The sequence below is a fragment of the Colwellia ponticola genome (assembly GCF_005885605.1).
In the GTDB taxonomy this organism is placed as follows: domain Bacteria; phylum Pseudomonadota; class Gammaproteobacteria; order Enterobacterales; family Alteromonadaceae; genus Colwellia; species Colwellia ponticola.
Genome location: NZ_SZVP01000006.1, coordinates 117,760 through 139,136, shown reverse-complemented (window position 1 = coordinate 139,136; position 21,377 = coordinate 117,760). Strand labels below are relative to the sequence as shown.

The window sequence follows — 21,377 nt, the reverse complement described above, 5'->3', positions numbered from 1 at the left end:
ATTTTTACTGTTACTATTGATATCCGTTTATATCGACTAAGATAAATGACGCTTGACTTGGAGCTAACTTGAAACTCTATATTGCCGAAAAACCAAGTTTAGGTCGTGCTATTGCTGCAGCCTTGCCGCAACCGCAGAAAAACCAAAAAACCCATATTGAACTCGCTAATGGTGATGTGGTTAGTTGGTGTATCGGTCATATATTAGCGCAAGCAGATCCTGAGGATTATGACGCCGAGTTAAAAAAATGGCGCATGGAAAATTTACCAATAGTACCCGAGCAGTGGCAATTAAAACCGATTACGCGTACCCGTGCGCAATTAACCGTACTTCGAAAATTGGTCAAGCAAGCTGACGAAATTATTCACGCAGGCGATCCTGACAGGGAAGGTCAATTACTCGTCGATGAAGTTATTGATTACTTCAAATTATCAAAAACAAAAAAAAATAATATTAAACGCTTATTAATTAGCGACTTAAACTTACCTGCAGTTAAACGAGCACTGAGCTCACTTAAAGCGAACAGTGATTTTATGCCCTTATCTATTTCTGCCTTAGCACGTTCACGTGCTGATTGGCTGTATGGCATTAATCTTACCCGCGCGTATACCTTGCAAGGGCAAAAAACCGGTTATCACTCCGTATTATCGGTAGGTCGCGTACAAACTCCTTTACTGGGTTTAGTGGTTAGGCGCGAGCAAGAAATAGCCGCTTTTGTCAGCAAGCCGTATTATCAGGTACAAGCACATATCGCCCTGACTTCAGCGGAAAAGGTCGCCTTTACCGCAAAATGGCAGCCCAGTGAAAACTGTCTACCTTACTGTGATGAAGAAGGTCGGGTATTAGTTAAAGCATTAGCAGAAAATGTGGTGCAGCGTATTGCTAACCAACCTGCCCTAGTTAGTCATATCGACAGCACTGAAAAACAACAAGCGGCACCACTGCCTTTTAATTTGTCACAATTACAAATTAGTGCTGCTAAACAATTTTCAATGAACGCTAAGCTGGTATTAGATGTCTGCCAAGCCTTGTATGAAAAGCATAAGCTGATCACCTACCCGCGCTCAGATTGTCGTTACTTACCCAAAGAACAATTAAAACAAGCCAAAGGTATTATTAACACCTTGGCTAACTCTTCACTGCCTTGCAATAAACCCGCGCAAGGGGCAGATACCTCGTTAGTAAGCAAAGCGTGGAATGATAAGCAAATAACCGCGCATCATGCCATTATTCCCACCGAAAAGTCACCTGAGAATAGCAGTTTAAATACCTTTGAAAAAAACATTTACTTACTAATTGTTCGACAATATTTACTACAATTTTATCCCGCTTACATATATCAACAAACAAAAGTTCACTTATTAATTGCCGGAGGGCAGTTTCTTAGCCAAGCAAAAATGGAAAAGCAACTCGGCTGGCAAGTACTTTTTCCTAAAAGTAAAAAAGCAAAAACAGTAAATAATTCAAATCAAAAGCAACACGAAAGCGAGCAAGAAAAAACATTACCGCCGTTAACTAAAGGCCAAACATTGCATTGTCAACAAGGTGAATTAATAGCAAAGCAAACCTCGCCACCACAGTCTTTCACCGATGCTAGCCTACTCGCGGCTATGACGGGAATTTCTCGCTATGTGAGTGACCCTGCTATTAAAAAGGTGTTAAAAGAAACCGATGGCTTAGGTACAGACGCAACGCGCGCCGGCATTATCGACTTACTTTTTAAACGCGATTTTTTACAGCGTCAAGGTAAAGCAATCACCGCAACAGAGGTTGGTGTAGCCTTAATTAATGCGTTACCTGAAATGGCTACCTTGCCAGATATGACCGCACAATGGGAAGCAACGCTGACCGCCATTAGTGAAAAAAAGGCTAATTACTTAAGTTTTATGCAACCTTTAACCGCTATAGTGACAGAGATGGTACAAGGTGCTAGCCAACAATCTTTCTCAGGATTACCGCAAGTTGCTTTTAAGCCTAAACGCAGAAAGAAAACCTTTACCAAAAAAGTCGCTAGAAAAACAGGCTAGTCTCTTTAACTTTCTCGCCAATATAGACATTTGAATATGATTTGTTTACTCTCATAAGCCTTATTATAATTGCAAATGGACTTACTTATGCTTGAGTATATTGCCCTTGGCATACTACTATTCGCTGCTATTACTATTTTTTATGGCATTATTCTTATACATGATATTCCCTATGAAATAGCTAAAAAACGTAATCATCCACAACAAGACGCTTTGCATATTGCCGGTTGGGTTAGTTTATTTACCTTGCATGTTTTATGGCCATTTTTATGGATTTGGGCCACCTTATACCGTGAAGATAGAGGTTGGGGCTTTAACAAAGACGCAAATATACAGCCCTTAATACCTAATCAAGAAAATAATGCCCAACGTATAATCACACCACAAGAGTATGATGTCTTGTGTGAGCGACTTAATCGCGTAGAAAAAGCATTAGCCGAACAAAGTAACGAACAAACAACATCAAGGCCGGTGAAATAATGGACATACTCTTAATATTTACTTACGCCGCACTATGTCTAATAGTATTTAAAGTATTTAAAATTCCCTTAAATAAATGGACTGTACCATCTGCCGTTTTAGGAGGTATTTTCCTCATCGGTACCTTAATTCTCACCATGAATTATAACCACCCTTACTCAGAGGCAACACGCCAGTATTTTGTTTCTACCCCTGTTATTCCTGCTGTTAGAGGTGAAGTCATCAGTATTAACGTACAGCCCAACACGCCTATTGATGCTGGTCACCTGCTGTTCTCTATTGATCCTATCCCCTACCAAAATAAAGTGGATGCGTTAAACGCTCAACAAGTAGCAGCCGATTTAGATTATCAACGTGCTTTAGAATTAATGAGGAAAAATGTGGGTAGGCAGCGTGATGTAGATATGAGTAAAGCAACATTAGATAACATAACCGCTAAATTACATGATGCTGAGTATGACTTATTACGTACCAAAGTACGTGCTGACGGTAAAGGCTACATTACACAGCTGATGGTTTATCCTGGACTCTATGTGGTCCCTATGCCAATTCGTCCTGCCATGATTTTTGTTCAGCAAGAATCATTTACCTACATTGGCTGGTACAGACAAAATAGTTCAAAGCGCCTAAAACCAGGCTATGAAGCTGAAATCGCGTTTGATGCTTTACCGGGTATGGTATTTACTGCAGAAGTTACCGCTGTACTACCGGTATTGGCTGAAGGAGAAATACAAGCACACGGCACTATGATTAACTTAGCCCAATCTGGCTTAACCCCTGGTCGTATTCCTGTACAAATGAAAATAACTGATGCGCGCTTTGCGCAATATGCTGACTCGGTTCCTGGTGGTGCCTATGGGCAAAGCGCTATTTATTCAGATCACTTTCATCATGTTGCTATAATGCGAAAAATATTACTACGTATGTCGTCTTGGATGAGCTACTTGTTTCCATTCCATTAGCCTTGTTTGCTCGGATTGGTTGAGTTACTTAAATCGCACGAGTAACTCAACAGTACTAAATATAGTAGCTAATACAACAGCGACAATAATGACAAAAAATAACTAACACGGTTCGAACTACTTATGATTATTTTACAAAACGCGATGGAGAAAAGTAATTTATTTAACGTTGATGAATTTGGCGTAAAAAATTATAACTATGGCATATTAGCCTTAGTCTCTTTTAGTCTATTTATCCTGATTAATGCCGTCTTAGGTTATGTCACCTTTACGGCAGAGTCTGCCGCAATGGGCTCGCCAGTAAAAGATTATGCTGATGCTTTTTGGTTGATGTTAATGTCTTCAACCACAATTGGCTTTGGTGATGTCTACCCCATTACCTTAGTCGGGCGTATCGCAGTATTTATTATGTTTATCTTAGGTGTTGGCATACTCGGGACTGTTGGCGCTATTTTTGCGAATAAAATTTTTGGTTTTGCTGATACGAATATTAAAAATAGAGAGTTAAGAAAACAAAATGAACAAATTTTACAGCTTAATAATAAAATTTATCAAAAACTAACGGTATTAGAAACTAAGTTAGCGGCGTTGGACAAAGCACAGAAGTAACCCGTACACTGTTTTTATTATACTTTTATTAATAAAACAGTACGGTGTTAACTAACCTTTAAACAAGGTATGATCGCCTCAGCGATAACTAACACAATCGGTCATTATCTGCATTAAGATAACTCGCTTGTTTTACTATCATCCTTACCCTATCTAATGTATAACAGCCCAATGAAAATTCCAAAACGACTATTGCCTTTAGTAGAAGAAGGCCTAATTGATGAAGTACTCAACCAATTAATGAGCGGTAAAGAGGCGACTGTTTATCGTGTGCGTTGCGGCGATGACATTCGTTGTGCGAAAGTATATAAAGAAGCGAGTAAACGCAGTTTTAAAAAAGCAGTACAGTATACTGAAGGCCGAAAAGGTCGCAGTAGCCGACGTGCTCGAGCGATAGAAAAAGGCTCTAAATACGGTAAAAGCCAACAAGAAGAAGCGTGGCAAAATGCTGAAGTGGAAGCCTTATATACGCTGGCCGAGCACAATGTACGTGTACCGCAACCTTACGGCTGTTTTGACGGTGTGTTGTTGATGGAACTGATCACTGATGAACAAGGTGATGTTGCGCCACGGCTTAACGACATAGTCATGCCGAAAGAGCAAGCGATAGAAGACCATGCCTTAATGATGATTTATATTATGCGCATGCTTTGTGCTGGCATAGTTCATGGCGATCTGTCTGAATTTAATGTCTTAGTAGATGCTTACGGCCCGGTTGTTATCGACTTACCACAAGCCGTTGATGCGTCAGCAAATAACAATGCCAAAGCGATGTTATTGCGCGATGTTAATAATATCACCACTTACTATGCTCAGTTTGCCCCTAATTTAGCGTTAACTAAGTTTGGCGAAGAAATGTGGGCCTTATATGAAGCTGGTGAATTAACCGATATCACTAAGTTAACTGGACAATTTAAAGAAGACACTCACTCGGCTGATGTTGAAACGGTACTTGCCGAAATTCAAGCCGCTTTCGAGCAAGAGCAAGACCGATTGGCTTACCTTAAAGAAGCCGCTGAGCAATAGAGAGTGCTTTGTTTTCAGCACTGTGAAGTCATTTCAACATATTTTTCACGTAATGAGTAAAGTAGTGATTTAAAAAAGGCAGATAAACTTATGTTTATCTGCCTTTTTTGTTTTTAGATCTTATCCCCAACGGATTAACGTTTATTTTTGAGTATATTTTGCTAGCCATTTAAACACTTCGTCGTACCACACGACTAAGTTATCAGGGTTACGAATATGATGATCTTCATCGGGAAACATCACTAAACGACTATCAATACCTTTACGCTGTAACGTCGTAAAGGCGCCTAAACTTTGTGCATAAGGTACGCGATAATCTAATTCACCTTGAATCACTAACATAGGGGTTTGCCAGTTACTAACATAAGCCGACGGGTTAAATTGACTATAATCAGGGCTTATTTTAGCGTTAACGCGACCCTTTTCGTTATTCACTTGTTGACCAAAAGAAGGGCCGCCCATATCGTACTCAGGGAACCATAACTCTTCTGTAGATTGATAAAAGCTTGGCATATCGTACAAGCCTGCATGATTGATCAAACAGTTAAAGCGTGTTGGCCAATTGCCCGCAATCCAGTTCATCATATAACCACCGTAAGAAGCACCTAATGCACAAGCATTATCGCCATCTAACCAAGGCTGGTCTTTAACAATAAAATCTAAACCTTTTTGCAAATCTTCTAGTGGCTTGCCACCCCAGTCACGACTGATTGAATGGGTAAATTCTTGACCATAGCCGGTAGAGCCATGAAAATCTACCATAACCACAGCGTAGCCTTGCGCTGCCCATAATTGAGCATTCCAACGGTAATGGAACATGTTACCAAAACTACCCTGCGGACCACCATGTACTAAAAAGGCAATCGGATATTTTTTCCCTGCCTCAAAGTTAGCTGGCTTTAACCAATAGCCATACACAGTTTCATCGTTCCAACCTTTAAAATTAAATTGCTGATAATCAGCAAACTTAATGTTACTCAGTTTACCTTGATTAATATTGGTAAGTTGTTTTACCTTATCGCCATGGTTATCAATGGAAAATATATCTTGTGGTGAGTTAAGGGTATGACGAGTAAAATAAAGCTGATTACCATGGCTAGATAAATCACCATTACTACCAACATTATAAACTTTACGCACTTCATCAAACTCTGGCGTAATAGCGAAAATACTTTTTTGACCGAGATCTTGCGCGATAACATACAGCGATTGATTATCAGGGGCAAATGCTAAACTACTAATTGAACGATCCCAATCACTGGCAACAGCACGAGTTTTACCGGTTTTATTGTCACGTAAGTGCAGCGTAAATTTATCAGCCTCATACCCTGGCGTTTTCATGGCTTTATACGCAAGAAAACGACCGTTATCTGAATAAACAGGGCTAGCATCCCATGCTTTATTGTCTTGAGTAATATTAATTAAGTCGAACGATGTTTGACCCGCGACAATGTTCACTTCAAATATATCAAAGTTAGTTGTCCAGGCATGATCACGAGCTGCAACTTTTGTTGCTGAGTTTTTCGCTGAAAAAGCTAAAGCAGTGGCTTCAGGGTGAAGACTTACCTGGCTAATACCGGCAAAATCACTTTGCCAATTTGGCATAATATCTTGCACATTTTTAAGCAAACCATACTGATTAACATGGCCAACAAATAAATGCTCTTTATAGTCAGTTACCCAGGTATCCCAATGACGCACCATTAATTGATCGTAAGCACGAACATTATACTTTTTCTCTTTATCAGCTTTTTTAGCTTGTACAGTACAAGCTAATGTTTCACAGCCGGGCTTAACGGTAAATGATAAAGCAAATACCTGACCATTTTTTGATAATTTAAAACCGTTAACCGCTACAGGGAAGTCTGATATTTGTATGGCGGTTTTATTATTTACACCTTGTTGCCAAATTTGACTACTACCACTGCGCGTAGAAAGAAAATACACCGATTGCCCATCATCAGACCAAACCACATTACTTTCAGGTTTTTCATGCTTAGTCAGTTGTGTGACTGTACCTGTTTTAATCACTTGTTTATATAAATGATTATCTGTTGAACTACTACCTTTTTTCACACCATAAACAAGCATATCACCCTGAGGAGATAAGGTTACATTATGTAGTTGGTTTAATTGGTTGAGCTTTTCAACGGTAAAAGTTTCACTGTCAGTTTGTGCATAAACATTAACTGACAGTGTTGCGAGTAACGATAAGACAGCAAAAATAGCATTTTTCTTCATTTGGACCTCATGTATATGGTTGGCAAAAACGATATCGTTAAGCTAATAAATAAAAAACGCCAGCGTAAACTGACGTTTTTAATAAAAGCTTTACTCGTCAAAAGCCTAGCGTTATTTAGCCGATTGCTTGGCTTTTTTGTCATTTTTTTCTTGGCGGCGCTCTTCAATAATATGTTGAATATCTCCGCCTATATGGCTTTCACCGCGTGCTTCGGCTAACGAAATTTGACGTTGGCGCTCAGCATAGCGATTACGCTGTTCATCAGTAACTTTGTCATGACAACGATGACAACTAACGCCTTTAACGTAATGCTCACTTTGTTTTTCCGCTGTTGTTAAGGGAAAACGACAAGCAAAACATTGGTCGTACTGCCCTTGTTCTAAGTCATGATTAACCGCAACACGGCCATCAAAAACAAAACACTCACCTTGCCATAGTGTTTCTGTACTTGGCACTTCTTCAAGGTATTTTAAAATGCCGCCTTCAAGATGATAAACTTCTTCAAAACCTTGCTCTTTAAGGTATGCGGTAGATTTTTCACAACGAATGCCACCGGTACAATACATGGCAACTTTTTTGTGCTTGTTTTTATCAAGGTTTTTTTCTACGTAAGCAGGGAATTCACGAAAGGTTTCGGTATTTGGATTGATAGCATTTTTAAAAGTGCCTATTTCAATTTCATAATCGTTACGGGTATCTACTAATAATACGTCAGGTTCAGAAATTAACGCATTCCAATCCTTTGGCTTAACATAAGTACCAACCACTTGATTAGGGTCAATACCTTCAACACCCATGGTGACAATTTCTTTTTTTAATTTCACTTTAGTGCGGTGAAAAGGGTTTTCTTCGTTATAAGATTCTTTATGAGAAATATTATCTAAACCGGGCTGCTCATCAAGGAACGCCAGCACTGCCTCAACACCGGCTTGTGGACCAGCAATAGTGCCATTAATACCCTCTGCAGCTAATAATAGCGTGCCTTTAACATCAACACTGGTCATTTTATTGGCTAAAGGCTCGCGTAATGCTTCAAAGGCATCTAAACGCACAAACTTGTATAAGGCACAAATAGTGGTCGTTGACGATGTTGATAAGATAGCGGCTTTCGATAATTTTTTTTCTGATGAACTCATGGGCTCTCCATTGAACTAGCTGGAACGTAAATCCAGTGCTGTAGATTAAATTTTTAAAATTAATTATAAAAATAAACGTAATAGTAATCACGTTTTTAGGGACGCGTATTTTAACAGAATTTTTTAACAATAAATATAGCGCTATTAATAGCCGATATATAACCTGACATACTCAAAGACTAAAATGTCCTATACCTAAAAAAATACCCCCTTGCGTAAACAAGGGGGTATTGGTTAGATAACTTTATTCGTTTGCTTTACGCCAGTTAAGCGCTAGTCATACATTAGGCTTCTACTTGTAAAATAACTTTATCGGCTTTACTGGTATAACTTTCGATTTGATGAAAGTTCAGGTAACGATAGGTATCTGCAGCGGTCGCATCAATTTTTGAGGCATACTCCATATACTCTGCAGGACTTGGCAGTTTACCTAAAATAGCGCCAACACCGGCAAGTTCAGCAGAGGTCAGATAGACATTGGCCCCGGTACCTAATCGGTTAGGGAAATTACGTGTTGACGTAGACAATACCGTGGATTTTTCTGCTACACGTGCTTGGTTACCCATACACAATGAGCAACCTGGTGTTTCAATACGCGCACCAGCTCTACCATAAACATTATAATAACCCTCAGCGCTTAATTGATCTCTGTCCATTTTTGTTGGTGGAGCAACCCATAAGCGTGTCGGTAATGCGCCACCTTTATTATCAAGGAAGTTTTCAATTAACTTACCCGCCGCGCGGAAATGACCAATATTGGTCATACATGAGCCGATAAATACTTCATCAACTTGCACACCAGCAACCTCTGATAATAACCTTGCATCATCAGGATCATTAGGACAACAAACGATAGGTTCTGTAATCTCAGCTAAATCAATTTCAAGAATGTGAGCATATTGTGCATCGGCATCAGCAGACATTAAAGAGGGATTAGCTAGCCACTCTTCCATGCCTTTAATTCGACGAGTAATGGTACGAACATCGCCATAGCCTTCACTGATCATCCATTTTAGCATAACGATATTAGACGTTAAGTACTCAGCAACGGCTGCTTCTTCAAGCTTTATTGAACAACCACCAGCTGACCGCTCTGCCGACGCATCAGATAATTCAAAAGCTTGTTCAACCGTTAAGCCTTTTAGCCCTTCAATTTCTAATACCCGACCTGAAAACTCATTAATTTTTCCTGCTTTTTCAACGGTTAATAAACCATTTTTAATACCGTAATAAGGAATAGCATGAACCAAGTCACGCAAGGTAATACCTGGCTGCATTTCCCCTTTGAAACGCACTAATACTGATTCAGGCATATCAAGTGGCATAACACCCGTTGCCGCAGCAAAAGCGACTAAGCCAGAGCCCGCAGGAAATGAAATACCCAATGGGAAGCGGGTATGAGAATCGCCGCCCGTACCAACCGTATCAGGAAGTAACATACGGTTTAACCACGAATGAATCACACCATCGCCTGGGCGTAGTGAAACACCACCACGATTCATCATAAAATCAGGTAAGGTATGATGTGTTACCACATCAACGGGTTTAGGATAAGCAGAGGTATGACAAAAAGACTGCATGGTTAAATCAGCCGAAAAGCCTAAACAAGCTAAGTCTTTTAATTCATCACGTGTCATGGGTCCTGTGGTATCTTGTGATCCCACTGTGGTCATTTTGGGCTCGCAATATTGCCCGGCGCGAACACCGTCAACACCACACGCTTTACCGACCATTTTTTGCGCTAAAGTATAACCTTTAGTAGAAACAACTGGCGCAGGCGCTGTTGCAAATAAATCGCTTGCCCCAAGGCCTAAGGCTTCACGAGCACGACCCGTTAAACCACGACCAATAATTAATGGGATACGACCACCTGCTCGTACTTCATCTAATAGTACTGAGCTCAATTTGAAGTGAGAAATAACGTCACCAGCCGCATTTTTAACAACACCCTCGTAAGGGTAAATATCAATAACATCACCCATGTTCATTTTTTGTACATCTAATTCAATAGGTAATGCGCCGGAATCTTCCATGGTGTTATAAAAAATTGGCGCTATTTTTCCGCCTAAACAAACACCACCACTGCGTTTATTAGGGATACAAGGAATATCATCGCCCATAAACCATAAAACAGAGTTAGTTGCCGACTTACGAGAAGAGCCTGTACCAACAACATCACCAACATAAGCTAATGGAATACCATCTTCTTGTAATGCTTCAAGTTGCGTAAGAGGACCAACAACACCATCCTCATCTGGGGTAATCCCTTCACGGGCAATTTTAAGCATTGCTTTGGCATGTAATGGAATATCAGGACGAGACCAAGCATCTGGTGCCGGTGATAAGTCATCGGTGTTAGTTTCACCGGTTACTTTAAACACTTTAACAGTAATTTTTTCCGCTACTTTTTCTTTTGAGGTAAACCATTCAGCGTTAGCCCAAGATTGCATCACTTGTTTAGCAGCAACATTACCCGCTTGCGCTTTTTCTTGTACATCGTGAAAAGCATCAAACATTAATAGCGTATGTGATAAACCTTTTGCAGCAATAGCAGAGAGTTTGTCATTGTCTAATAAGTCAATCATGGGTTGAATATTATAACCACCGAGCATGGTGCCAAGTAGTTCTGTCGCTTTTTCTGGGCTTAAAATAGCTGAAGTCGCCTCACCTTTGGTCACTGCAGCAAGGAAACCTGCCTTAACATAAGCGGCATCATCAACACCAGCCGGTACACGATTGGTTAATAAATCAATTAAAAAGCTTTCTTCACCCGCTGGTGGGCTTTTAATTAACTCAACTAATGCCGCGGTTTGTTCAGCATTTAACGCTTTAGGGACAAGACCTTGCGCTAAACGTTCTGCTATGTGGATACGATATTCTTTAAGCACGATATTCACCTAATAAGATTAGTGATACATTACTACTGCATAAGCTGAAAATGACATGATGCCAGTACAAACAACTCGGCAATAATTATTTAAGTATCTGTAATTAAAAATTATACGGTACACTTTTGCTTATACTTGATGGTACATTAAAGTGCATCCATGATGACTACTACACAAAAACTATATCACTAAATATAAGCAATTATTAACGTGAATATGTGTCAAGCGAATTGTTCGTTAAAAAATATTATAAAAACTGTGTTACCAGCAAGGTAATATAACCATCATAACTACACCTTCTATTAGTTATAATAAGCGTGAATAATGCTTATTTAGCCTAATGATTCGTAGAAAAGATAAAAACAGGTAAACTAGAAAGATAATTTGTCCTGCTAATTTACACTATTAATTAGCGCATTATAGCTAAAGAGAGTATCGAATGAGCCTATATTTAGAGTACATAAAAGAAATTGAAAATCGTAAAGCCGAGCTAGGATTGGCTCCTCTGCCAATTGATGCTGCCAATTTATTATCTGAAATTATTGCTCAGATCAAAGACACTAAAAATGAGCACCGCGCAGATTCCCTTAATTTTTTCATTTATAATACCTTACCAGGCACCACTAGCGCTGCCGGCGTAAAAGCGGCTTTTCTAAAAGAAATTATTTTAGGTGAGTCGGTTGTCGCAGAAATTACCCCAGCTTTTGCTTTTGAATTACTGTCTCATATGAAAGGTGGCCCTTCAATTGCCGTATTGCTTGATTTAGCATTATCTGATGATGCCTCATTAGCCAAAACAGCCGCTGAAGTATTAAAAACACAAGTATTTTTATATGAAGCAGATACTAGCCGCCTAGAAGCAGCCTTCAAAGCAGGCAATGCTATTGCAAAAGAACTGCTTGAAAGTTATGCCAATGCTGAGTTTTTCACCAAGCTACCTGACATAGCTGAAGAAATTGAAGTGGTTACTTATATCGCTGGTGAAGGTGATATTTCTACCGATTTATTATCGCCTGGTCATCAAGCCCATTCTCGCGCAGACCGTGAATTGCACGGCAAATGTATGATCACGCCAGAAGCTCAAAACGAGATACAAGCACTACAAGCGAAACACCCTAAAGCAAAAGTAATGCTTATCGCTGAAAAAGGCACTATGGGCGTTGGCTCATCACGTATGTCAGGTGTAAATAACGTGGCATTGTGGGCAGGTAAACAAGCAAGTCCTTACGTACCTTTTATAAACATTGCACCAGTTGTTGCCGGTACTAATGGTATTTCTCCAATATTCTTAACAACCGTTGATGTTACCGGTGGTATTGGGCTTGATCTTAAAAACTGGGTGAAAAAAACCGACGCAAGCGGCAACACTATTGTTGACGAAAATGGCGACACTGTACTTGAAGAAGCTTACTCAGTAGCAACTGGCACGGTATTAACGATTAATACCAAAACGAAAAAATTATATAACGGTGACCAAGAGCTTGCCGATATATCGTCAGCCTTTACGCCACAAAAAATGGAGTTTATGAAAGCGGGCGGCTCTTATGCGGTTGTTTTTGGTAAAAAACTACAAACGTTTGCTGCACAAACGCTTGGCGTAGCATTAAAAGCAGTATTTGCACCCTCTAAAGAAATTTCTCATGAAGGCCAAGGCTTAACGGCTGTTGAAAAAATATTTAACAAAAACTCATTGGGCATTGCTTCTGACACACCACTACATGCTGGCTCAGACGTTCGCGTTAAGGTAAACATTGTTGGCTCTCAAGACACTACCGGTCCTATGACGTGTCAAGAACTAGAAGCGATGGCAGCTTCTACTATTTCGCCAATCGTTGACGGTGCCTACCAATCAGGTTGTCACACGGCATCGGTTTGGGATAGTAAAGCTAAAGCAAATATCCCTAAACTAATGAGCTTCATGAATAAGTTTGGTCTTATCACTGCCCGTGACCCGAAAGGCGCTTACCATGCAATGACGGATGTTATTCATAAAGTATTAAATGATATTACCGTAGACGACCGCGCTATCATTATTGGTGGTGACTCACATACGCGTATGTCAAAAGGTGTCGCTTTTGGCGCTGACTCAGGCACAGTGGCCGTTGCATTAGCAACCGGTGAAACGGCAATGCCAATTCCAGATTCAGTGAAAGTCACTTTTAAAGGCCATATGAAAAGCTACATGGACTTTCGTGATGTGGTACATGCAACACAAGCGCAAATGCTTAAGCAATTCGGTGAAAACGTCTTCCAAGGCCGTGTTATTGAAGTACACATTGGTACTTTATTAGCTGACCAAGCATTCACCTTCACTGACTGGACTGCAGAAATGAAAGCAAAAGCTTCAATCTGTATTTCAAATGATGAAACATTAGTGAAATCACTTGAATTAGCTAAAAGCCGTATCCAAATCATGATTAACAAGGGTATGGAAAACGAAGCGAAAACACTTAACGGTTTAATTGCCTTAGCTGACAAACGTATCGAAGAAATTACTTCTGGCACAAACCCTGCGCTATCACCTGATGATAATGCTAAATACTTTGCAGAAGTCGTCGTAGACCTAGACGCTATCGACGAACCTATGATTGCTGACCCTGACGTCAACAATGAAGACGTGTCTAAGCGTTATACTCATGATGTTATTCGTCCAGTATCATTCTACCAAGATAAGCCTGTTGACTTAGCCTTTGTTGGCTCTTGTATGGTACACAAAGGTGATATGCAAATTATCGCGCAAATGTTACGTAACCTTGAAAAACAAAATGGTAGCGTAAGCTTTAAAGCTCCTTTAGTTATTGCACCACCAACATACAACATTGTTGATGAGCTTAAAGCTGAAGGTGATTGGGAGATTTTGCAAAAGTATTCTGGTTTTGAATTTGACGATGCGCACCCGAAAAATGCTGCACGTACTAAATACGAAAACATTATGTACCTTGAACGCCCAGGCTGTAACTTATGTATGGGTAACCAAGAAAAAGCGGAACCAGGTGACACGGTTATTGCAACCTCAACACGCTTATTCCAAGGTCGCGTTGTAGCAGATACCGCAGAGAAAAAAGGCGAATCACTACTTGGCTCTACGCCTTTAGTTGTGCTTTCATCTGTATTAGGTCGCTTCCCTACTCTTGCAGAATATAAGAACGCAGTAGAAGGAATTACGCTAACTGATTTCATTCCTCCAACGGAAGAAATGAGCACTAAGTATGCAGGTACCGCTGTACCTATTAAGGTAGTATAGTTCGCTAGCTTATTACCTTAGCGAGAAAAGCTATCTTAAGCAGTAATTAAGATAGCATCGAGGGTTACTTGTTTAGTTCGGTAAGATAATACTTACCATCAACTAAAATAAGTAACCCTTTTTTATTGCCCTTGTAAAAACTAATCTTAGAAAGAGGGCTAGCCGTTATTACTTTTTAGCAATTTTATCTTGACGAGGGCATTCAAGCTTTGCCGTTAAGTTTGACCGAATTAAGTTAGGTGAAGTAAATGAATAATCAAAGCTTTCAACACCAGCAATAAGCTCAAGCGTATAACCATAACTGCCGCAAATTGAATAACTTTGGCGTAATAAAAAAGCAGATAAGCGCTCAAACCCCTGCTTATCATTAGCCATGACTTCTAATTGGTAGCGATTATCAGCAAATTTAGTGGTTTTAAATTGTAGTTTATGATCAAAGTCCCAATTATTTTGTACTTGACCCACCATCATTGGGCTTGGCGCAGTACATGCCGCTAATAAGATAAAACAGGTAACCGCTAGGCTATATCGGCCTATCAATTTTATTTTTTTCATGGTCATGGTTATTTCCTTTAACGTTGATGTTATACCTTAGCTTAGCAAACAAAAAAGCCAAGCAACATTAGATAAACTAACGCTGCTTGGCTTTTATTAACTAGTAAGCATTATTTCACTTAAATGAAATAGCTACATGTTATTTTATTTCTTTTTCTTTACTGCTTTTGCATTGGGCATATCAGTAATAGTACCTTCAAAAATCTCAGCAGCCATACCAATTGATTCATTTAACGTTGGGTGAGCATGAATCGTTAAACCGATATCTTCAGCATCTGCGCCCATTTCAACCGCTAAACAAATTTCACCAAGCATTTCACCGGCATTGATACCAACAATGGCACCACCAAGCACACGACCAGTGCTTTTTTCAAAGATTAACTTAGTTTTACCTTCCGTACGAGCAGAGGCAATAGCACGACCAGAAGCAGCCCAAGGGAAGTTAGCCACTTCAATGTTTAAACCTTGCTCTTTTGCTTCAGCTTCAGTAACACCAACCCAAGCCATTTCTGGATCAGTATAAGCGATTGAAGGGATACAACGAGGTTCGAAGGTATGCTTCTTACCTGAAATAACTTCAGCCGCACAATGAGCTTCATGAACCGCTTTATGGGCAAGCATAGGTTGACCCACAACATCACCGATAGCGAAGATGTGTGATACATTAGTACGCATTTCGTTAGTTACGTTAATGAAGCCACGCTCATCAACATTGACGCCTGCTTTATCAGCATCAACTAAATGGCCATTTGGCTTACGACCAACAGCAACTAAAATTTTGTCATAACGTATTTGCTCTGCTGGTGCTTTTTCACCTTCAAAAGTCACGTATAAACCGTCATCTTTTGCTTCAACACCAACCACTTTAGTAGACAACATAATGTTGAATTTTTTCTTGTTGTAGTTGTTATAAACTTTAACAATATCTTTATCAGCAGCAGGTACTAATTGATCAGCAAATTCAACCACAGATACGCTAGAGCCTAATGCAGCATAAACAGTACCCATTTCTAGGCCGATAATACCGCCACCTAGTACTAACATTTCTTCTGGTACATCTTTAAGTTCTAATGCGCCAGTAGAGTCAATAACACGAGGATCGTCGTTAGGAATAAAAGGTAGATCGATTACTGAAGAACCCGCGGCAATAATAGCGTTATCAAAAGTAACGGTCGTTGTTTCGCCGTCATTACCAGCAACTTCAATGGTTTTATCTGAAGTAAATTTACCGTAACCGTATACTGTCGTTACTTTACGCGCTTTAGACATACCGCCTAAACCACCAGTAAGTTGACTAACAACACTATCTTTCCAGTTGCGAATTTTATCTAGGTCAATTTCAGGTTTCCCAAAAGTAACACCGTGAGATGCCATAGCCGCTGCGTCATCGATAACTTTAGCTACGTGAAGTAGCGCTTTTGATGGGATACAGCCCACGTTTAAACAAACGCCACCTAATGTTTTACGGCTTTCAACTAATACTACGTCTAAACCTAAATCGGCTGCGCGAAATGCTGCAGAATAGCCGCCAGGGCCTGAACCTAAAACGACTACTTGAGTTTTGATATCGTTACTCATGCTTATCCTCAAATTTAATTGGCAATGATGATAAGCGATGGTTCACTCTCATCATTTGCTTATTGTTAATTTACGAAAGTTGTATGTTGGCGATTTTACTCTTTGCCAAGCAAAATCGCCAATGTTAATTCACCAGTGCCGACTAAAGTAGCACAATTGATGATTTAACGTACTTTCGTTGACTAAAGTACCAGTTTACGAATGTCTGACATAACACCAGCTAAATGCACAGTAAAGCGCGCAGCTAGGGCACCGTCAATAACACGGTGATCGTATGACATTGATAATGGAAGCATTAGTTTAGGCTCGAAGTCTTTACCATTCCATTTAGGTTTCATTTCTGATTTAGAAACACCTAAAATAGCTACTTCTGGCGCGTTAACGATTGGCGTAAATGCCGTACCGCCAATACCACCTAAGCTAGAAATAGTAAAACAACCGCCTTGCATGTCTGTCGCTTTTAACTTGCCATCACGTGCTTTCATGCTGATTTCAAGTAATTCACGAGATAACTGATGAATACCTTTTTGATCAACGTCACGTACTACCGGTACAACCAAACCATTTGGTGTATCAACGGCAACACCAATGTGAATGTACTTTTTAAGGATTAAGCTCTCACCGTCTTCACTCAAGCTTGAGTTAAACGTTGGGAAGGCACGTAAAGCATCTGCCGCTGCTTTTAAAATAAAGACCAATGGCGTAATTTTAAAACCAAGCTTTTGTTTTTCACAAACAACGTTTTGTTCTTTACGGAACGCTTCAACGTTGGTGATATCAGCTTCATCAAATTGCGTAACATGTGGAATTGTTACCCAGTTACGATGTAAGAATGGTCCAGAAATTTTCTGAATACGTGATAATGGCTTAGTTTCGATTTCACCAAATTTAGAGAAATCAATTGGCTTAGCGCTAACGACTTGTAAACCACCTTCGCCTGCAGCAACTGAGCTACCTGCATTCGCTTTTGGACGAGACAATTCATATTTAACATATGATTGTACATCTTCTTTTAAAATACGACCTTTACGACCCGTACCTTTAACAAGCGTTAAATCAACACCAAATTCACGGGCAATGCGACGAATTGATGGTGAAGTGTAAATAGCACCTTTATTCACATTACCTGCTTGTGGATGATGTGGCACTGGCGCTGCTTTAGCTGGCGCTGGAGCGGCAACTGGCGCTGCTTTAGCTGGCGCTGGAGCGGCAACTGGAGCAGCAGCTGGCGCTGCCGGCGTTTCACTAGCGGCAGTTTCAAGTTTAATAACTAGACTACCTTGCTTAACTTTATCGCCAACGTTAATAAATACTTCTTTTACGGTACCAGCATGTGTTGACGGTACGTCCATGGTCGCTTTATCTGTTTCTAGCGTAATTAGACCATCTTCTACTTCAATCACATCGCCAACAGCAACGAGTACTTCAATCGCTTCCACTTCACCGTCTTCACCAATATCTGGAATAACGATTTCAATCACTTCAGAAGCTGTCGCTACTGCAGCAGGCGCAGCTTCAGCAGCAGGTGCATCTTCAACAGCAGGTGCAGCTTCAGCAGCAGGTGCAGCTTCAGCAGCAGGTGCATCTTCAACAGCAGGTGCATCTTCAGTAGATGCTGCTGCAGCGCTCTTCATTTCGGCAATAACATCGCCTTCTTTAATTTTGTCACCAACGCTAACGGCTAAGCTAACAAGCTCACCGGCAAATGGTGCTGGGATATCCATTGAAGCTTTATCTGTTTCAACAGTAATAATACCTTCATCTGCTTCTAAGGTATCTCCTACTGCAAAACAAATTTCAATTACTTCAACTTCATCGCCACCCACATCAGGGACTAGAACTTTTTCAATAGACATTATATTTTCCTTATTCATACCCGTTACCAAGCAAGATAACATTTGCATGGTAACCGGTATTTATACTAACTAGGCGTAAAGAGGGTTAAGTTTTTCAGTATTGATATTGAAACGCTTAATTGCTGCTGTTACCACTGAACGTTCGATATCACCACGGTTTGCTAATTCATATAATGAAGCAACAACAATGTAAGCGGCGCTTACTTCGAAGTGAGTACGTAGGTTATCGCGACTATCACTACGACCAAAACCATCAGTACCTAAACAACGGTATTCAGTGTCAATATACGCACGTACTTGATCTGAGTAGTTTTTGATGTAATCGGTAGCAGCAATTGCTGGACCAGCATCTTTAGTAATTACTTGGGCAATGTATGGTACACGCTGCTCACTTTCTGGGTGAAGCATGTTCCAACGTGTTACGTCTTGACCATCACGACCTAATTCATTGAATGAAGTCACAGAGTAAACGTCACTTGAGATGTTGAATTCATCGCTAAGTATTTGTGCTGCTTCACGTACTTTCTCTAAGATAGTACCTGAGCCAAGTAATTGCACATTAGCAATCGCTTTACCTTTAGCAGGAGCAGCTTGCTCAAGTTGGTAAATACCTTTAATAATTTCTTCTTCAACTGACTTGCTCTCAGGCATTGCTGGGTGCTTGTAGTTTTCATTCATTAGCGTTAGGTAGAAGAAGATGTTTTCATTTTCTTCGTACATACGACGTAAACCTTCACGTACGATAACTGCAATTTCATAACCGTAAGTTGGATCATAAGTCACACAGTTAGGAATTAAACCTGCTTGTACATGTGAATGGCCATCTTGATGTTGTAGACCTTCACCGTTAAGCGTTGTTCTACCTGCAGTTGCACCTAATAAGAAACCACGTGCTTGGCTATCGCCTGCTGCCCATGCTAAATCACCAACGCGTTGGAAACCAAACATTGAGTAGTAAATGTAGAACGGGATAGTCGTTGCATTACACGTTGAGTAAGACGTACCAGACGCTACCCAAGACGCCATAGCACCTAACTCATTAATACCTTCTTGTAATACTTGACCTTTTTTATCTTCACGATAATAAGCAACTTGATCAGCATCTTGAGGAACGTATTTTTGACCTTCGCTTGCATAAATACCTACTTGGCGGAATAAACCTTCCATACCAAAGGTACGCGCTTCATCAGGAATAATTGGTACAATACGCTTACCAATTTTCTTATCTTTTAATAAGTTGTTAAGTACACGTACAAATGTCATCGTTGATGAAATTTCACGGTCACCTGAACCTTTTAAAATAGGATCAAAGATTTTTAATGCTGGAATTTCAAGTTGCTCTTCGGCTTGTTCACGACGTGCAGGTAGAGAACCACCTAATGCTTCGCGACGCGCTTTCATATACTTAAATTCTTCGCTGTCTTCAGGGAATTTATAGAAAGGTAAGTCAGCAATTTCATCATCGCCTACTGGGATGTTGAAACGATCACGGTAGCTCTTCAATGAATCAACGTCTAGTTTCTTCACGTTATGCGCGATGTTTAATGCTTCGCCTGACGCACCTAAACCGAAACCTTTAACCGTTTTAGCTAAGATAACTGTTGGACGACCTTTAGTGTTTTTCGCTTTTTCATAAGCTGCGTAAACTTTAACTGGATCATGACCACCACGGTTTAAACGCCAAATGTCATCATCTGACATGTTAGCAACCATTGCTGCCGTTTCAGGGTACTTGTTAAAGAAGTTTTCGCGTGTGTACTTACCACCCTTCGCTTTACAGTTCTGGTATTCGCCATCAACTGTTTCGTTCATTAACTGTAGTAATTTACCTGAAGTATCACGAGCAATAAGTGAATCCCAGTAAGAGCCCCAAATAACTTTTACTACTTCCCAGCCTGCGCCGCGGAATGTACCTTCAAGTTCTTGGATGATTTTACCGTTACCACGTACTGGGCCATCTAAACGCTGTAAGTTACAGTTGATAACGAAACATAAGTTATCTAAACCTTCACGTGTTGCTAAACCAATAGCACCTAATGATTCTGGCTCATCTGTTTCACCGTCACCTAAGTAACAGTAAACACGTTGACCTGAACAGTCTTTAATACCACGATCTGTTAAGTATTTTAAGAAACGAGCAGTGTAAATCGCTTGTAATGGACCTAAGCCCATAGAAACGGTTGGGAACTGCCAGAAATCTTTCATCAAATGCGGATGTGGGTAAGAAGATAAACCTTTACCATCACACTCTTGACGGAAGTTGTTCATTTGCTCTTCAGTTAAACGACCTTCCATAAAAGCACGTGAATAAATACCTGGAGAAATATGGCCTTGAGCGAAAATAAAATCGCCGCCATTTTCTGGTGTTGCTGCTTTAAAGAAGTGGTTAAAACCTACATCGTAAAGTGTCGATGAAGAAGCGAAACTACCAATATGACCGCCAAGCTCTAAATCTTTTTTAGAAGCACGTAATACTAATACCAAAGCGTTCCAACGAATCGCCGCACGAATGCGTGACTCAATGGTTTGATCCGCAGGCATATGTGGTTCTTGTCCTGGTGGAATACTGTTAACATAAGCCGTAGTCGCGTCAAATGGTAAATGCGTACCACCACGACGAGCGCGGTCAATTAGTGTTTCTAATAATTGATGTGCACGCTCTGGACCTTCATTTTCTAATACTGATTCTAATGATTCTAACCACTCTTGGGTTTCTGCTGAATCAACATCGATATTTGGTAGATCTGACATATTGTTTAGTCTCCAATACTTTA

General features: G+C 40.2%; 13 protein-coding genes. 6 read left to right on the top strand and 7 right to left on the bottom strand.

What is annotated here, in order from left to right:
- The first annotated feature begins 68 nt into the window (after positions 1-68).
- From FCS21_RS08780 to FCS21_RS08760, 5 genes are all read left to right on the top strand, one after another.
- The gene (locus FCS21_RS08780; RefSeq protein ID WP_138622484.1) at positions 69-2,027 is read left to right on the top strand and encodes a DNA topoisomerase III; all 1,959 of its coding nucleotides are present in this window, start codon (positions 69-71) and stop codon (positions 2,025-2,027) included.
- 87 nt (positions 2,028-2,114) lie between these two features.
- Positions 2,115-2,507, top strand: a complete 393-nt coding sequence (locus FCS21_RS08775; RefSeq protein ID WP_138622482.1) for a DUF3302 domain-containing protein — start codon at positions 2,115-2,117, stop codon at positions 2,505-2,507.
- Complete coding sequence (locus FCS21_RS08770) at positions 2,507-3,469, top strand: HlyD family secretion protein (protein WP_138622480.1); 963 nt, start codon at positions 2,507-2,509, stop codon at positions 3,467-3,469. The genes FCS21_RS08775 and FCS21_RS08770 overlap by 1 nt, the downstream gene beginning before the upstream one ends.
- 123 nt (positions 3,470-3,592) lie before the next feature.
- On the top strand, positions 3,593-4,078 hold the full coding sequence (locus tag FCS21_RS08765) for a potassium channel family protein (protein WP_246047141.1): 486 nt from the start codon (positions 3,593-3,595) through the stop codon (positions 4,076-4,078).
- A 171-nt stretch (positions 4,079-4,249) separates the two neighbouring features.
- Complete coding sequence (locus FCS21_RS08760) at positions 4,250-5,104, top strand: PA4780 family RIO1-like protein kinase (protein ID WP_138622478.1); 855 nt, start codon at positions 4,250-4,252, stop codon at positions 5,102-5,104.
- Positions 5,105-5,245: 141 nt separating this feature from the next.
- On the opposite strand, the gene FCS21_RS08755 is transcribed toward FCS21_RS08760, so the two are convergent.
- The 3 genes from FCS21_RS08755 to acnB all read right to left on the bottom strand — a co-directional run bounded on the left by FCS21_RS08755 (position 5,246) and on the right by acnB (position 11,370).
- Positions 5,246-7,345: a S9 family peptidase gene (locus FCS21_RS08755; RefSeq protein WP_138622476.1), complete on the bottom strand. Its 2,100-nt coding sequence runs from the start codon at positions 7,343-7,345 to the stop codon at positions 5,246-5,248.
- Between the two features lie 111 nt (positions 7,346-7,456).
- The gene (gene trhO / locus FCS21_RS08750) at positions 7,457-8,482 is read right to left on the bottom strand and encodes an oxygen-dependent tRNA uridine(34) hydroxylase TrhO (protein ID WP_138622474.1); all 1,026 of its coding nucleotides are present in this window, start codon (positions 8,480-8,482) and stop codon (positions 7,457-7,459) included.
- 284 nt (positions 8,483-8,766) lie between these two features.
- Positions 8,767-11,370 (bottom strand): bifunctional aconitate hydratase 2/2-methylisocitrate dehydratase, encoded by a 2,604-nt coding sequence (gene acnB, locus FCS21_RS08745; RefSeq protein WP_138622472.1) that lies wholly within the window; start codon positions 11,368-11,370, stop codon positions 8,767-8,769.
- Positions 11,371-11,809: 439 nt separating this feature from the next.
- Here acnB and FCS21_RS08740 point away from each other — a divergent pair, with 439 nt between their 5' ends.
- On the top strand, positions 11,810-14,614 hold the full coding sequence (locus FCS21_RS08740) for a bifunctional aconitate hydratase 2/2-methylisocitrate dehydratase (protein WP_138622470.1): 2,805 nt from the start codon (positions 11,810-11,812) through the stop codon (positions 14,612-14,614).
- Positions 14,615-14,782: 168 nt separating this feature from the next.
- Here the strand turns inward: FCS21_RS08740 and FCS21_RS08735 are convergent, their stop codons facing one another.
- From FCS21_RS08735 to aceE, 4 genes are all read right to left on the bottom strand, one after another.
- The gene (locus FCS21_RS08735) at positions 14,783-15,169 is read right to left on the bottom strand and encodes a hypothetical protein (RefSeq protein ID WP_246047139.1); all 387 of its coding nucleotides are present in this window, start codon (positions 15,167-15,169) and stop codon (positions 14,783-14,785) included.
- A 144-nt stretch (positions 15,170-15,313) separates the two neighbouring features.
- Positions 15,314-16,747: a dihydrolipoyl dehydrogenase gene (gene lpdA / locus FCS21_RS08730; RefSeq protein ID WP_138622466.1), complete on the bottom strand. Its 1,434-nt coding sequence runs from the start codon at positions 16,745-16,747 to the stop codon at positions 15,314-15,316.
- Between the two features lie 182 nt (positions 16,748-16,929).
- Positions 16,930-18,603, bottom strand: coding sequence for a dihydrolipoyllysine-residue acetyltransferase (gene aceF / locus FCS21_RS08725; protein ID WP_371287227.1), 1,674 nt, complete (start codon positions 18,601-18,603; stop codon positions 16,930-16,932).
- Positions 18,604-18,672: 69 nt separating this feature from the next.
- Positions 18,673-21,354, bottom strand: a complete 2,682-nt coding sequence (gene aceE / locus FCS21_RS08720; RefSeq protein ID WP_138622464.1) for a pyruvate dehydrogenase (acetyl-transferring), homodimeric type — start codon at positions 21,352-21,354, stop codon at positions 18,673-18,675.
- Between the last annotated feature and the right edge of the window lie 23 nt (positions 21,355-21,377).

Coding starts and splice junctions, on each gene's coding strand:
- FCS21_RS08775 (WP_138622482.1), top strand. CDS start 2,115: ATGCTTGAGTATATTGCCCTTGGCATACTACTATTCGCTGCTATTACT.
- FCS21_RS08770 (WP_138622480.1), top strand. CDS start 2,507: ATGGACATACTCTTAATATTTACTTACGCCGCACTATGTCTAATAGTA.
- FCS21_RS08765 (WP_246047141.1), top strand. CDS start 3,593: ATGATTATTTTACAAAACGCGATGGAGAAAAGTAATTTATTTAACGTT.
- FCS21_RS08760 (WP_138622478.1), top strand. CDS start 4,250: ATGAAAATTCCAAAACGACTATTGCCTTTAGTAGAAGAAGGCCTAATT.
- FCS21_RS08755 (WP_138622476.1), bottom strand. CDS start 7,345: ATGAAGAAAAATGCTATTTTTGCTGTCTTATCGTTACTCGCAACACTG.
- trhO (WP_138622474.1), bottom strand. CDS start 8,482: ATGAGTTCATCAGAAAAAAAATTATCGAAAGCCGCTATCTTATCAACA.
- FCS21_RS08740 (WP_138622470.1), top strand. CDS start 11,810: ATGAGCCTATATTTAGAGTACATAAAAGAAATTGAAAATCGTAAAGCC.
- FCS21_RS08735 (WP_246047139.1), bottom strand. CDS start 15,169: ATGAAAAAAATAAAATTGATAGGCCGATATAGCCTAGCGGTTACCTGT.
- lpdA (WP_138622466.1), bottom strand. CDS start 16,747: ATGAGTAACGATATCAAAACTCAAGTAGTCGTTTTAGGTTCAGGCCCT.
- aceF (WP_371287227.1), bottom strand. CDS start 18,603: ATGTCTATTGAAAAAGTTCTAGTCCCTGATGTGGGTGGCGATGAAGTT.
- aceE (WP_138622464.1), bottom strand. CDS start 21,354: ATGTCAGATCTACCAAATATCGATGTTGATTCAGCAGAAACCCAAGAG.